17 protein-coding genes and 1 pseudogene are annotated in these 14382 nt (G+C 40.7%); 14 read left to right on the forward strand and 4 right to left on the reverse strand.

The genetic code is table 11. The annotated features are described in order from the left end of the window. The first annotated feature begins 32 nt into the window (after positions 1–32). A complete protein-coding gene (locus tag DER53_RS09325; protein WP_015863291.1) occupies positions 33–809 on the forward strand; it encodes a Cof-type HAD-IIB family hydrolase in 777 nt (258 codons plus the stop codon). A 39-nt stretch (positions 810–848) separates the two neighbouring features. On the opposite strand, the gene def is transcribed toward DER53_RS09325, so the two are convergent. After that, the gene (gene def / locus DER53_RS09330; RefSeq protein WP_015863292.1) at positions 849–1403 is read right to left on the reverse strand and encodes a peptide deformylase; all 555 of its coding nucleotides are present in this window, start codon (positions 1401–1403) and stop codon (positions 849–851) included. Between the two features lie 108 nt (positions 1404–1511). Between def and DER53_RS09335 the strand changes: the two genes are divergently transcribed. The 5 genes from DER53_RS09335 (at position 1512) to lpdA (ending at position 7459) form a co-directional block, all read left to right on the forward strand. Then, positions 1512–2147, forward strand: coding sequence for a YkyA family protein (locus DER53_RS09335; protein WP_015863293.1), 636 nt, complete (start codon positions 1512–1514; stop codon positions 2145–2147). Positions 2148–2549: 402 nt separating this feature from the next. Then, positions 2550–3665 (forward strand): pyruvate dehydrogenase (acetyl-transferring) E1 component subunit alpha, encoded by a 1116-nt coding sequence (gene pdhA, locus DER53_RS09340; RefSeq protein WP_062753545.1) that lies wholly within the window; start codon positions 2550–2552, stop codon positions 3663–3665. A 3-nt stretch (positions 3666–3668) separates the two neighbouring features. Next, positions 3669–4646, forward strand: coding sequence for a pyruvate dehydrogenase complex E1 component subunit beta (pdhB, locus tag DER53_RS09345; protein ID WP_015863295.1), 978 nt, complete (start codon positions 3669–3671; stop codon positions 4644–4646). Between the two features lie 81 nt (positions 4647–4727). After that, positions 4728–6041 (forward strand): dihydrolipoamide acetyltransferase family protein, encoded by a 1314-nt coding sequence (locus tag DER53_RS09350; RefSeq protein ID WP_062753543.1) that lies wholly within the window; start codon positions 4728–4730, stop codon positions 6039–6041. Between the two features lie 5 nt (positions 6042–6046). Further along, positions 6047–7459 carry a dihydrolipoyl dehydrogenase gene (gene lpdA / locus DER53_RS09355; protein WP_062753542.1) on the forward strand — a complete coding sequence of 471 codons (1413 nt, stop codon included), beginning with the start codon at positions 6047–6049 and terminating at the stop codon, positions 7457–7459. Between the two features lie 47 nt (positions 7460–7506). Here lpdA and DER53_RS09360 read toward each other — a convergent pair whose 3' ends face one another. Beyond that, positions 7507–8106 (reverse strand): hypothetical protein, encoded by a 600-nt coding sequence (locus DER53_RS09360; RefSeq protein ID WP_003252038.1) that lies wholly within the window; start codon positions 8104–8106, stop codon positions 7507–7509. A 123-nt stretch (positions 8107–8229) separates the two neighbouring features. Here DER53_RS09360 and DER53_RS09365 point away from each other — a divergent pair, with 123 nt between their 5' ends. From DER53_RS09365 to DER53_RS09375, 3 genes and pseudogenes are all read left to right on the forward strand, one after another. Then, positions 8230–8403, forward strand: a complete 174-nt coding sequence (locus DER53_RS09365; protein WP_015863298.1) for a hypothetical protein — start codon at positions 8230–8232, stop codon at positions 8401–8403. Between the two features lie 64 nt (positions 8404–8467). Beyond that, a pseudogene (locus tag DER53_RS09370) lies at positions 8468–9278 on the forward strand (transposase); the annotation flags it as partial. A 200-nt stretch (positions 9279–9478) separates the two neighbouring features. Next, positions 9479–9721, forward strand: a complete 243-nt coding sequence (locus tag DER53_RS09375) for a hypothetical protein (RefSeq protein ID WP_015863299.1) — start codon at positions 9479–9481, stop codon at positions 9719–9721. Between the two features lie 116 nt (positions 9722–9837). Here DER53_RS09375 and DER53_RS09380 read toward each other — a convergent pair whose 3' ends face one another. Next, positions 9838–10251, reverse strand: a complete 414-nt coding sequence (locus DER53_RS09380) for a DUF1885 family protein (RefSeq protein WP_015863300.1) — start codon at positions 10249–10251, stop codon at positions 9838–9840. Between the two features lie 126 nt (positions 10252–10377). Here DER53_RS09380 and DER53_RS09385 point away from each other — a divergent pair, with 126 nt between their 5' ends. Next, positions 10378–10680, forward strand: a complete 303-nt coding sequence (locus DER53_RS09385) for a DUF3055 domain-containing protein (protein ID WP_015863301.1) — start codon at positions 10378–10380, stop codon at positions 10678–10680. 135 nt (positions 10681–10815) lie between these two features. After that, on the forward strand, positions 10816–10941 hold the full coding sequence (locus DER53_RS09390) for a GapA-binding peptide SR1P (protein WP_062753540.1): 126 nt from the start codon (positions 10816–10818) through the stop codon (positions 10939–10941). A gap of 147 nt (positions 10942–11088) precedes the next feature. Here DER53_RS09390 and DER53_RS09395 read toward each other — a convergent pair whose 3' ends face one another. Next, positions 11089–12561 (reverse strand): aminotransferase class I/II-fold pyridoxal phosphate-dependent enzyme, encoded by a 1473-nt coding sequence (locus DER53_RS09395; protein WP_062753539.1) that lies wholly within the window; start codon positions 12559–12561, stop codon positions 11089–11091. Between the two features lie 189 nt (positions 12562–12750). Here DER53_RS09395 and DER53_RS09400 point away from each other — a divergent pair, with 189 nt between their 5' ends. From DER53_RS09400 to DER53_RS09410, 3 genes are all read left to right on the forward strand, one after another. Continuing rightward, complete coding sequence (locus DER53_RS09400) at positions 12751–13710, forward strand: NAD(P)H-dependent flavin oxidoreductase (protein ID WP_015863304.1); 960 nt, start codon at positions 12751–12753, stop codon at positions 13708–13710. Positions 13711–13727: 17 nt separating this feature from the next. Beyond that, positions 13728–14000, forward strand: a complete 273-nt coding sequence (locus DER53_RS09405) for a UPF0223 family protein (RefSeq protein ID WP_015863305.1) — start codon at positions 13728–13730, stop codon at positions 13998–14000. A 147-nt stretch (positions 14001–14147) separates the two neighbouring features. Continuing rightward, positions 14148–14336: a hypothetical protein gene (locus DER53_RS09410; RefSeq protein WP_062678296.1), complete on the forward strand. Its 189-nt coding sequence runs from the start codon at positions 14148–14150 to the stop codon at positions 14334–14336. Positions 14337–14382: the final 46 nt, after the last annotated feature.

The raw sequence follows: 14382 nt of genomic DNA on the forward strand, positions 1-14382 counted from the left end.
AAAATGAGATTTTGCATTAAGGGGAAGAGATTGTGAAAAAGAAAATAGTATTTTTTGATATTGATGGAACGCTGCTTGATGAACAAAAAAATCTTCCTGTTTCGACAGTAAGAGCGGTTCAAGAGTTGAAAAAAGCTGGTGTTTATGTAGCGATTGCCACGGGAAGAGCGCCATTTATGTTTGCCAATTTGCGAAAGCAGCTAGGAATTGATTCTTTTGTCAGTTTTAACGGCCAATACGTAGTATTTGAAGGGAATGTCATTTATAAACATCCACTTCATCGGCAAAAATTGCATGAGCTAAAGGAAGAAGCGCATAGAAATGGTCATCCGCTCGTTTTTATGAATGTGAATGAAATGAAAGCAAGCATGGAAGATCATCCATATATTCACGACAGTATGGGGAGCTTGAAATTTCCTCATCCTCCGTTTGATCCGCTTTATTACGAAAATGAGGACATTTATCAAGCGCTCTTATTTTGCAAAGCGGAAGAAGAACAAATGTATGTAAAAGCATATCCGGAATTTCGTTTTGTCCGTTGGCATAATGTGTCAACTGATGTGCTGCCAGTAGGAGGGTCGAAAGCTGAAGGAATTCGGCGAATGATCGAGAAACTCGACATTGCGAAAGAAGATGTATACGCGTTTGGAGATGGGTTGAACGATATAGAAATGTTGAAGTTTGTTGGAACTGGTGTTGCGATGGGCAATGCGCACGAAGAAGCAAAAAAAGTGGCCGACTTCGTTACGAAATCGGTCGGAGAGGAAGGAATATTATACGGATTAAAGCAGCTTGAATTAATTAAATAAGGGGCATATCCCGGTGCGGGATATAGCCCTTCTTTTCATTTATCGTTCGATAGGGATCGCGTTGTCAGGTACTTTAAACGGATTTTTTGGATCAATATGATCATAAAACATGATGCCGTTTAAGTGGTCGATTTCGTGTTGAAATACAATGGCAGGCAGCCCTTTTAACCGAAGTGTTACTTCTTTACCTTCAAGCGTTGTCCCTGTTACGGTAATGCGGGCATAGCGCGGCACATATCCTGGAACGTTCCGATCGACAGATAAACATCCTTCTCCGCTCGTTAAATAGCATTGTTGAACAGAATGGCTCACAATTTTTGGATTAAATAACGCATAGCTATATAAAGTACCTTTTTCATCCGTTACATGGACGGCAATCATTCGTTTTGATACATTAATTTGTGGAGCTGCCAGCCCAATTCCCGGGCGTAATCCATATTTTTCTGCAAGCTCAGGGTTTTGGCTCATTTTTACATAATCAAGAAGGCTTTGTAAAACTTGTTTATCTTCTTCTGATGGAGGAAGAGAAACAGGTTCAGCCACTTTTCGTAGCGTTGGATGCCCTTCTTTAATAATATCTTTCATGGTAATCATCACGTTTTCACTCCTTGTAGACGTTGATGTCTGAATTAAGTCTAACAAAAATCGACTTTGAACGTAAACTAAAATGAAAATGGATGTGCCCGAAAGGAAGGAGAAACGTTGTTCAAAGCAATAAAGCGGTGTATTTGGTTAATCGTGGTGTTATTTTTGTTTACTAGCTGCAATGAACTTGCCAACGAGGAAGTTTTATCAGCTTTTCAAAAGATAGGCAAGTATGAAAACAGTGTAGTCGAGCAACAAGAAAAACTGAGCGGATTAGAACAAAAACAAAACCAGTTGTATGATCGTATTATGTCGTATGGGATAAAGCGGTTTACAAAGGTGGTGCAATTATCGAAAGAATCATTGGAGCTAATAGAAGAACGGGACAAACATATTGAAAAAGAATATAAAGCGATTCAATCAGCAAAACAACAAATAAATACGATCAAGAAAAATATTGACCAACTTCGTGATGAAAATATAAGAAGACAAGTAAACCGTTTAGTAAACATTGCGGAGAAACGTTATGAAACATATGGCAATTTGTATCTTCATTATAAAGAATTGCTTTCATTGGAAAAAGAGCTTTATACTTTATTACAAAATAAATATGTGACACCGGAACAGTTACAACAACAAATTAATCGTATAAATGAACAATATAAAGAATTGGTTAGTATAAACGATCAGTTTAATGAATATACGGAAAAATATAATAAAGAAAAGAAGCGATTATATAACGTGTGGAAATAAATGTTTGTTGCGATAGGAGGCTATATTTTCATAGCCTTTTTTATTTTATGAAAAAAATATAAAACAGATATAATACAGATTAAACTGTTGTAATATAACAGGCTTTGTGCAGTTGTTTTTTTATACCAAAAATATCCATTTGGTATTAAAAAAATACCGCTAAATCAAAGTGATTGACGTCTAGGTAAAGAAGGTGTAAACTTAAACATGTAGATGGAATTGTACTAATAAAAATGATCAAGTGATTAATACAGGTATTCTAACGACATTTTTTCCGTTTATGCCGTGGAACAAAGGTTACCGCTTTTTATTTATTCATGATTTTGGGTAAATTAATGCTGTATGGACCAATGTTATGAGTTGACTTTATTTTTTAAATTATGAAAGGTAGAGGTGGATCAAATGGGTGCAAAAAAATCCCAATTTAAGTTTAATTTTAAGGAACAGCTTGAAAAAATTGAGGAACAATTTCCGACATTTCAAATTTTAAATGAAGAAGGGGAAGTAGTAAACGAAGCGGCAATGCCGGACTTAAGCGATGATCAACTAAAAGAATTGATGCGCCGCATGGTATACACACGCGTTCTTGACCAACGTTCTATTTCATTAAACCGCCAAGGGCGTTTAGGCTTTTACGCACCAACGGCAGGGCAAGAAGCGAGCCAAATTGCGAGCCATTTTGCGTTAGAGAAAGAAGATTTCATTTTGCCTGGATACCGTGATGTTCCGCAACTTATTTGGCACGGACTTCCGCTTTATCAAGCGTTTTTATTCTCACGTGGGCACTTCCACGGCAACCAAATTCCGGAAGGGGTAAACGCATTGCCGCCACAAATTATTATCGGTGCCCAATACATTCAAGCAGCAGGTGTTGCTTTAGGATTGAAAAAACGCGGCAAAAAGGCAGTAGCAATTACATACACAGGTGACGGCGGTACATCGCAAGGAGATTTCTACGAAGGAATCAACTTTGCTGGAGCATTTAAAGCACCGGCGATTTTCGTTGTCCAAAACAACCGCTTTGCTATTTCTACTCCTGTTGAAAAACAAACAGTAGCGAAAACACTTGCTCAAAAAGCGGTGGCGGCTGGAATTCCTGGCATTCAAGTTGACGGTATGGACCCATTAGCCGTATATGCAGCTGTACGTGCTGCTCGCGAGCGTGCGATTAACGGCGAAGGTCCAACGCTTATTGAAACTTTATGTTTCCGTTACGGTCCGCATACGATGTCAGGAGACGATCCTACTCGCTATCGCACGAAAGAATTGGAAAATGAATGGGAGAAAAAAGACCCGCTTGTTCGTTTCCGTAAGTTTTTAGAAAACAAAGGCTTATGGAGTGAAGAAGAAGAAAACAAAGTGATTGAACAAGCAAAAGAAGAAATTAAAGAGGCGATTAAAAAAGCGGACGAAACACCAAAACAAAAAGTAACCGATTTGATTAGCATCATGTATGAAGAGTTGCCATTTAACTTGAAAGAACAGTATGAAATTTACAAAGAGAAGGAGTCGAAGTAAGCCATGGCGCAAATGACAATGATTCAAGCAATCACGGATGCGTTGCGCATCGAACTAAAAAATGACCCAAATGTATTAATATTTGGGGAAGACGTTGGAGTAAACGGCGGCGTATTCCGGGCAACAGAAGGATTGCAAGCTGAGTTTGGGGAAGACCGCGTTTTCGATACACCTCTTGCCGAATCGGGAATTGGCGGTCTTGCCATCGGGTTGGCGTTGCAAGGATTCCGTCCTGTTCCAGAAATTCAATTCTTTGGTTTTGTATATGAAGTAATGGATGCCATTTGCGGTCAAATGGCGCGTATCCGCTACCGCACTGGCGGTCGTTATAATGTCCCGATTACGATTCGCTCACCATTTGGCGGCGGCGTGCATACACCGGAATTGCACTCTGATAGCTTAGAAGGCTTAGTTGCGCAACAACCTGGGTTAAAAGTAGTCATTCCTTCTACTCCTTATGATGCGAAGGGATTGCTTATTTCTGCGATCCGTGACAATGATCCAGTTATTTTCTTAGAGCACTTGAAGCTGTATCGTTCGTTCCGCCAAGAAGTACCAGAAGGAGAATATACGATTCCGATCGGTAAAGCAGATATTAAACGCGAAGGAAAAGATATCACGATTATCGCTTATGGTGCAATGGTGCACGAATCGTTAAAAGCAGCTGCTGAATTAGAAAAAGAAGGTATCTCCGCAGAAGTGGTTGACCTGCGGACTGTTCAACCATTAGATATTGAAACAATCATTGGTTCTGTAGAAAAAACAGGACGTGCGATCGTTGTACAAGAAGCACAAAGACAAGCAGGAATTGCTGCAAACGTTGTAGCAGAAATTAATGAACGTGCGATTTTAAGCTTAGAAGCTCCTGTATTGCGCGTTGCTGCTCCGGATACGGTATATCCGTTCTCACAAGCGGAGTCTGTATGGTTGCCTAACTTCAAAGATGTCATTGAAACAGCGAAAAAAGTCATTAACTTCTAAACATTAGGTGAGAGGAAGGGGAAATTGCCTTCTTCCTCTTTCCCCATACTTTTTGAAAAGACAATAGGAGGTCGACAAACAGTGGCATTTGAATTTAAGTTGCCGGATATCGGTGAAGGTATTCATGAAGGGGAAATCGTCAAATGGTTTGTCAAACCTGGCGATGAAGTAAATGAAGATGATGTATTGTGTGAAGTGCAAAACGATAAAGCGGTTGTAGAAATCCCGTCCCCTGTGAAAGGTAAAGTATTAGAAATTTTAGTAGAAGAAGGAACGGTTGCAACGGTTGGCCAAACGTTAATCACATTAGATGCGCCTGGATATGAGAATATGACGTTTAAAGGCCAAGAACAAGATGAGCCAAAACAGCAGGAAAAACCGCAAGAAGTGTCGAAAGAAGAAAAGAGCGAAGCGACAGCTAAACAAGCAGAACCGGCTAAGCAGCAGGAAGTGGATCCAAACCGTCGCGTGATCGCAATGCCTTCCGTGCGCAAATATGCCCGTGAAAAAGGGGTCGACATCCGTCTTGTTCAAGGTACAGGAAAAAATGGCCGCGTCCTAAAGAGCGATATCGATGCGTTCCTTGCTGGTGGCACGGCAGTCGAGCAAAAAGAAGAAGCACCTGCAGCGAAAGCAGAAGAAAAAGCAGCGGCAGCTACTGCGGCACAACAACCAGTTGTGCTTGAAGGAGAATTCCCGGAAACTCGCGAGAAAATGAGCGGTATCCGTCGCGCGATTGCCAAAGCGATGGTCAATTCGAAACATACAGCACCACACGTTACATTAATGGACGAAGTAGATGTGACAAAACTGGTAGCGCATCGCAAAAAGTTCAAAGAAATCGCAGCGGAAAAAGGAATCAAGCTTACTTTCTTACCGTATGTTGTAAAAGCTTTAACATCGGCGTTGCGTGAGTTTCCAGTTTTAAATACATCGATTGATGATGAAACGGAAGAAGTGATTCATAAACATTACTACAACATTGGTATTGCTGCTGATACAGACAGAGGATTGCTCGTTCCTGTTATTAAACATGCGGACCGCAAGCCGATCTTTGCCCTTGCCAAAGAGATTAATGAGCTTGCAGCAAAAGCACGTGAAGGAAAATTGGCTCCACATGAAATGAAAGGTGCTTCCTGCACGATTACGAATATCGGTTCTGCCGGCGGCCAATGGTTTACTCCGGTCATTAATCATCCAGAAGTAGCTATTCTTGGCATTGGACGCATTTCCGAAAAACCAATTGTCCGCGACGGTGAAATAGTTGTTGCTCCAGTATTAGCATTATCATTAAGCTTTGACCACCGCATGATTGACGGTGCAACAGCGCAAAAAGCATTAAATCACATTAAACGTCTATTAAATGACCCAGAATTATTATTAATGGAGGCGTAAAAACGATGGTAGTTGGCGATTTTGCAATTGAAACGGATACGCTTGTCGTTGGAGCGGGTCCTGGTGGTTATGTAGCAGCTATTCGCGCTGCACAGTTAGGGCAAAAAGTAACGATTGTTGAAAAAGGAAATCTTGGCGGAGTATGCTTAAATGTCGGATGTATTCCATCTAAAGCGCTCATCTCCGCAAGCCATCGCTATGTTGAAGCGAAACATTCAGAAGACATCGGAATTAAAGCAGAAAACGTAACCGTTGATTTTTCTAAAGTGCAACAATGGAAAGCAAGCGTCGTGAAAAAATTAACGAGCGGCGTGGAAGGATTGCTAAAAGGAAACAAAGTCGAAATCGTACGCGGAGAAGCGTATTTTGTTGATGCGAATACGGTGCGTGTTATCAATGGTGATAGCGCGCAAACATATACGTTTAAAAACGCAATTATTGCAACAGGCTCTCGTCCGATCGAACTTCCTGGCTTTAAATTTTCCAATCGCGTGCTTGATTCCACAGGCGCGCTCAGTCTGCAGGAAGTTCCAAAATCGCTTGTCGTAATCGGCGGCGGTTATATCGGAACAGAATTAGGAACAGCGTATGCTAACTTTGGAACAAAAGTAACCATCATTGAAGGAGCAGATGAAATTTTATCTGGTTTTGAAAAACAAATGACGGCAATTGTTAAACGCCGCTTAAAGAAAAAAGGTGTAGAAATCTTTACTAACGCTCTTGCTAAGGGAGTCGAAGAGCGCGAAGACGGTGTGACAGTAACCTTTGAAGTAAAAGGCGAAACGAAAACAATTGATGCAGACTATGTGCTTGTGACGGTCGGACGTCGTCCGAACACGGATGAGCTTGGCTTAGAACAAATCGGCATTAAATTGACAGACCGCGGCTTAATTGAAATTGACAAACAATGCCGGACAAGCGTTCCAAACATTTATGCCATCGGTGATATCGTCCAAGGTCCACCGCTTGCCCATAAAGCATCATATGAAGGAAAAATCGCCGCCGAAGCGATTGCCGGAAAACCGTCTGAAATCGATTATTTAGCTATTCCGGCAGTGGTCTTCTCCGAGCCTGAATGCGCATCTGTCGGTTATTTTGAGCAACAGGCGAAAGATGAAGGCATCGATGTAGTAACGGCGAAATTCCCATTTGCGGCTAACGGCCGTGCCCTTTCGTTGAATGACACAGACGGCTTTATGAAACTTGTCGTCCGCAAAGAAGATGGCGTTGTGATCGGAGCGCAAATCGTTGGTCCAAACGCTTCTGACATGATTGCAGAGCTTGGTCTTGCGATTGAAGCAGGAATGACTGCGGAAGATATCGCTTTGACGATTCATGCTCACCCAACATTGGGTGAAATAGCGATGGAAGCTGCGGAAGTTGCCCTCGGCACTCCAATCCATATTATTAGTAAATAAAATGGCAAAAAAGAGGATGTCTAATTTAGACATCCTCTTTTAGTAAACTATTCAGTACAAGCAGAAACAATGGAAGCAATTCCAAAGAAACTCAATAAAGCATCTTTTAAATCTGGGGCAACATTAGAAGCGGCGGCATTCACTGCTCGTTCCCAAGCAACAGTCCGAGAATACTTTAGTTTTCTGTAGTTTTGATAGTAATTGATAGCGGTAGAGACAAATTTTGCTGTTCCTCCAAGAGCTTTTAATGCTGACTTAACTTTTAGAATTTTGGATGGTGCCCAAGCTAACGAGACAAGCGCAACTCCTACAGCAGAAATACATCCGATGACTCCCTGTATACGGAATTCTCCTTGGTTTGTTTGGTTGTATTGATATTCTATTGCTGACAAGACAGCCGGGTCATCAATAGTTTCTTTGTACCAGTTAATAATGGCATCAGTTCCTTCTAAAACAACTGATTCAGGAATTTGCTCAATGATGGATAATGTTTGTTGGTAATCATCTAATCCCGGCAATTCTTCTTCAATCCACTCTTCCACGTAATTTTCTTCTGCTTGCGCTTGGGCAATTCCTGCACCACCCAAAGTGGATAGAACTAATACAAAGGATAAGAGGAACGATAAATAACTTTTTGTTTTGTTCATTGAAATCACCTCCCTTTATTTGGTTAAAAAGTCAGAATTTATCAATTTTTTCAACATTTTTAATTAATATTTTCAAAATTTTTCTAATTGATATAATAAATTAAAAAAGAAAGGAAGAGTGGGATGAAAAAAACAATTAAACAAAAATATAAAGATATTTTGTTGGTCATTTTCTTTCTTGTTTGGTTGTTTAACGTGTTTGTTGAGAATGAACGGGTTACTGTTACGGCTAATGTCATTGCAATAGTTTTGATTTCATTTGTAAGTTTTATAAAGTATTACGCTAAAGAAAATTAAGAAGGTTATTGGTGTTTTCTGAATAGAAAAATTTTACTGTCAGACCATTGCAGAGGATGTCCCAAGAAACAGTTTTTCGAAAACGGACCCCGATGCGACGTTTATGCGGATGAAAGACGACCATATGAAGGCCAGCTCAAACCGGGATATAATGTGCAGATAGGGACAGGGAACCAATTCATCACTGGATTTAGCGTGCATCAACGGGCGGGGGATGCCGGATGCTTCATTCCGCATTTGGAGCAATTGGCCGCCTATGGGCGTCCCATGCCTAAACGAGCGATTGCGGATTCCGCCTGTGGGAGTGAGGAGAACTACACGTACTGCGAGAAAAAGCAGATCATCGTATTGATCAAGTACAACACATTGGACCGGGAACAAACGAAAGCGTGGGCGAAAGAGATCGGCCGAATCGAGAACATGACGTACGATGAGAAATTGGATGAGTGGATTTGCGCTAAAGGGGAACGGCTGGTGTTTGTGTATAAACGGAAGGAAACGATCGGCAACGGGTACGTCATCGTCAAACGGACGTATCGTTGTACAGCATGTGCCGGATGCCCGTTTCAAGCAGCATGTGCCAAAGGCAAAGACACGAAAACCATCCGCGTTTCCTTGAAAAATCAACAACAACGGCAAGAAATCCGGAAACGGCTGTCCACGGAAGAAGGGGCGACGACATATCTAAGACGGCAAATCGAAAACGAGCCGGTGTTTGGGCAAATCAAGCATAACCAGCAATTCCAGCGCTTTTTGTTAAGAGGACTCCCAAAAATTACCGTAGAATGGGGCTTATTTGTGCTGCCCACAATTTGAAAAAGTGGGCGGTCACGACCGATCCAACAAGGAAAAAACAGGATAAAATTCGGAAATAAGGAGAAATTCCTGCTTCGAAAAAGGAATAAATAACCAAATGGTAAGAAAAAGAAACAGAGGCTGTCCTCAAAAGGTCGTTTTACCAACCTTTTGGGACAGCCTCTATTTTTTATAAACTCGTCTTCTTGTCCAATGAATGGATAATATTTTCCTTTGGTGGCTCATATTGTTATGGTAAAGAAGATGCGGGGGATGACGGATGAAAGAATATGTCACGTTTTTGTTGCAAATGATCATTTGGAGCAGCTTTTCGCTTATTGAATGGCTATCAGGACGCGACCGTCCGTTTTTTAAAGGGATGATGCTTTGTGTATTTTTATATATCGCGTTTTTATTGGCCCGAAAAATCGGTTTACGCACCCGAAAAGCATTGTGGACAACGACGTTGACAGCAGCAATGTATTTTACTTGTCAACATTTTGTGTGGGAGGCGCTTCAATAGGGGGAAATAAAAAAACGACAGCTGTGTACCACCGTTTTTTAAAAACGTTAGCTAGGTGCCACCGTTTTAAAAAACGATAGCTTAGTGCCACCGTTTTAAAAAACGATAGCTTAGTGCTACCGTTTGTAATAATACATAATTCTGCCGTTGAATAGGTGAAGTTCGCCTTCCAATTTTTTCGCTAGAAACTTACAAAATTCGTTTGCTTTCCCTTTATCTCCGTGTGTTGCCCCATTTGGCAATGTAATTTGAATAAATGATTCTTCAGTTTCACCATTATTTGATCCAACACCGACGATAATCGTCCGATAACGGTGCCCGTCACCTTTTAAATAAAACCACTTTCCTTTTCCTTCATCTGTTTCTATAAGCTGATAAGGAAATGCAGCTTGTTGATACGCCCATCCAAGCTGTTCACCTGTTTTTTTCATCATATCTTGATAATATTGAAACAATTGTTTTACTTCTTCTAATGTGACCGCTTTCTGTTTGGATGCTGGGACAAGCTTTATGTATGCATGTGCTGCCAATGCCATCACCTCTATTGTTAACATCCCATTTTTTTCTATTGTATCATTTTTACGTAAGAGATGCTATTGATTTTAATATATTTTAGAATTATAATAATATTCAGTATATTTATAAGGGGGGATTTTATGAATTTATTTGAAAGGCTATATGATGAGTATGAGAAAGTAAAAGTTCGGTTTGTTGGATTTACGTCAAAGGATATTCGCTATGATTTTGGGATTGTGTATACGAATATGTTTTTTGGCAAACCTCTTGTTATTTGCATGCAAACAGGCCGCTCTACTCTCCTCGATCCAAAAGATGTAGAAAACCACGAGTATTTGCAAAAAATTTTCCGCATCGATACGAAAGAGCAAGCTGCTGATTTAGCGGAGTTCTTCTCAGTTGTCCTTCCATTCTCATCGGTTCATCCTGAATATGAGTATTAATAAGCGAGTATGGTTACTCGCTTTTTTGATGAATAAAAATTAAATGTGACATACAGATTAAGTGTTGACAGCATAAATGTGATATATTATTATTGAATTAGCTAATAAATATATCATCATAAAGGAGTTTTGGGGATGGGCACAATTGTATGTCAAACATGTGGTGCGACGATTGCACATTTTGAAGATGAAAAAGTGACAACGCTTTACGGAAAATGCTGCGGATGCGATTGCGACGAGGCTGAAGAAGAAGGAGAATAAAGAAAAGGTCAAACGATGGGGGAAGGTTTGGACATAGCGCGCATGTGAAAGGGGCACATGCGCGCATTTATTTTTTGGATAAAAAAAAGCGTAAGCTAACTTGCTTACGCTTTTTTAACTTTCCCTGCTCTTAAAGGTGGGAGAAGTTCAACGGATTGGCTTATGTTCTTTAATGACACGCAATGTTTGTAACGTATCGTCCTCTGGCCCTTGCACCGGCAGACCGACTTCTAAGTTCTTTTTGATATAGTTTAAATTTTCTTCGGTAATAATTTCTCCAGGAATAAAAATCGGAATTCCTGGCGGATAAACCATAATAAATTCAGCAATAATCCGTCCTGCTGATTCTTCAAATGGGACAATTTCCGTTTCCGCGTAGAATGCATCACGCGGAGTTAATGCGAGAGTAGGGATGTCTGGCAATAATACTTTTGGTTTTACTCCTTTCGCCGCCTGATGGCGAAATTGTTCAGATAAATGGCGAAGGGCATTAACAAGCGCGTTCGTTTCCCGCTCTGTGTCGCCAGGTGTAATAATGCATAAAATGTTGTATAAATCGGATAATTCTACTTCAATGTTGTACATTTCGCGCAGCCATTTCTCGACGTCATATCCCGTTAAGCCTAGTTCTTTGACAGAGATGGTAAGCTTGGTTGGATCGTAATCATATGTTGCTTCCGTTCCTAGAATTTCTCTTCCGACACAATAAAGATAAGGGATTTCGTTTATTTGTTGCCGAGTCTTTTCGGCAAGCTGAATAGTTTTTTCAAAATGTTCCCGTCCTTGTGTAGCAAGCCATTTGCGTGCAACATCTAAAGAGGCTAACAACAAATAAGAAGTAGATGTTGTCGTTAGCATGCTTAAAATAGCTTGTACGTGTTTTGCGGATACGAGCCCTTCACGCACGTTTAAAATAGAGCTTTGCGTCAAAGAGCCACCTAGTTTATGGACGCTTGTTGCAGCCATATCCGCTCCGGCCTGCATGGCGGAAAGCGGAAGATCTTCATGAAAATGAATATGGACACCATGAGCCTCATCAACGAGAACAGGAACGTGGTAAGAATGAGCGATTTCAACAATTTTCTTTAAATCGCCAGAGATACCAAAATATGTTGGATTAATAACGAGAACACCTTTTGCATCGGGATGTTGCTTAAGTGCTTTTTCTACTGATTCCGGTGTAATTCCGTGTGAAATCCCGAGTTCCTTATCGATTTCCGGATGAATGAAAATCGGTATTGCACCAGAAAAGACAATGGCAGACATGATCGATTTATGCACGTTACGCGGAACGATGATTTTGTCGCCAGGCCCAACTACCGACATCACCATTGCCATAATGGCACCGCTTGTTCCTTGGACAGAAAAAAATGTATAATCAGCCCCAAATGCCTCAGCGGCTAACTCTTGAGCGCGCTTGATAATGCCTTTTGGGTGGTGAAGATCATCAAGAGGACCGATATTAATCAAATCCATCGATAGCGCATTTTCTCCAATAAAATCACGAAACTCAGGGTCCATCCCTGCGCCTTTTTTATGGCCAGGAATATGAAATTGAATAGGGTTTTTCTTAATATGCTCTAATAGACCAGTGAACAATGGTGTTTCAAACTGTGACAATGTTTTTTCACACCTCTTTTTGCATAAAAATAAAACAAATGCATTATAGCATTTATTTTTTTATTTGCAAAGCATTATTTAATCATTAATGAATGTGAAATTTTTTACTACACATAAATTGAGAATAAAAAAGGAAAATAGGCATGTCAACAAGAAACATAGTATACTAGATTAAAAGGAGGGACAAAAATGATTTGGAAAACAAGAGTAACGGAATTGCTTGGAATTACATATCCGATTATTCAAGGAGGACTTGCTTATTTAGCTTACTCTGATTTAGCAGCCGCGGTTTCTAACGCCGGAGGCTTAGGACAAATTACGGCGATGTCGCTGGAAAGCCCGGAGCGATTGCGCGAGGAAATTCGCAAAGTAAAAGAAAAAACAGACCGTCCTTTCGGAGTGAACTTTGCGATTGGACAACATGGCCGCCCTTTTCAACATATGCTCGAAGCCGCATTGGAAGAAGGAGTGCCAGTCGTTTCCGTCACAGGTGGGAATCCGGCCCCGTTTTTTGAACAGCTAAAAGGAACAAACGTGAAAAAACTGGTGCTGGTTGCCGCTGTTCGCCAAGCCGTAAAAGCGGAGGAACTTGGCGCGGACGCTGTCATGGTAGTGGGTCAAGAAGGCGGTGGTCATTTAGGAAAATACGATATAGGAACATTTGTTCTTGTCCCGAAAGTAGTGGAATCCGTTTCTATCCCTGTTATTGCTTCGGGAGGCATCGGAGACGGCCGCGGGTTGATGGCGGCATTAGCGCTTGGCGCAGAAGGAATTGAAATGGGAACGAGATTTATTGCTACAAAAGAGTGTGTTCATGCCCATCCGATCTATAAAGAGATGCTTGTTAACGGCTCTGAATATGATACCGTTGTGATTAAACGCAGTTTAGGAGCACCCGGTCGTGCCATTGCCAATGAATGGACGAAAAAAATTTTAGAAATAGAAGAACAAGGCGGGACATATGAACAACTAAAAGAATATATTAGTGGGGAAGCGAATCGCCGTTTTATTTATGAAGGAAAAATAAACGAAGGTTTTGCATGGGCTGGACAAGTGATGGGATTAATTAAAGATGTGCCAACAGTGGCAGAATTGTTTGAGCGAATGATTAACGAGGCGGAACAAATCCGGCGCAGATGGGCAAACTAATGCTGGAGGTGTCGGTGATGAATTATTCGTACCCGTTTTCTTATGACTGGTCAACGCAAGAAATTATTGATGTTATCAAATTTTTCGAAGCGATTGAAACTGTTTACGAAAAAGGAATGGAACGGGAAAAGCTTATGAACATTTATCGTCGCTTTAAAGAAATTGTTCCGAGTAAAAGTGAAGAAAAAAAACTATGTGATGAATTTGAACAAGCAAGCGGATATTCGTCCTATCGCGTCATGAAAAAAGCGAAAGAAGCACAAAACGGCGATTGGATTAGAATGGAATAACATGGTAAAAAAAGTAGACGAATACACAAATTTGTTGCATACCCCCCTTTTCTAACATAATATATATAAAACAAAATAAGTATCAGAAAATTCAGGTATTTATATGACGGTTTTTCGGGGATTATATGGAAAGGGGTGCCCATGCTCATGAAAAGAACAATGAATTCTGTAAAGCGTGCGGACGGGGATAAGCGAATAGCGGTATTACGTCTTGAATTAGATTATGAATTAGCGACTCTTTATGAGGCGATGATGGAAAACGATGAAGAAAAGAAAAAAGAGTGTAAACGGAGATTAGAAAAGTTACGTCAAGAGTTAATGCGCCTTCAAGTATAACAGAACATTCAAGGCGAACCACACCAACGGTTCGTTTTTTTCTTGA

Source organism: Parageobacillus toebii NBRC 107807, from assembly GCF_003688615.2.
GTDB classification, from domain to species: domain Bacteria; phylum Bacillota; class Bacilli; order Bacillales; family Anoxybacillaceae; genus Parageobacillus_B; species Parageobacillus_B toebii.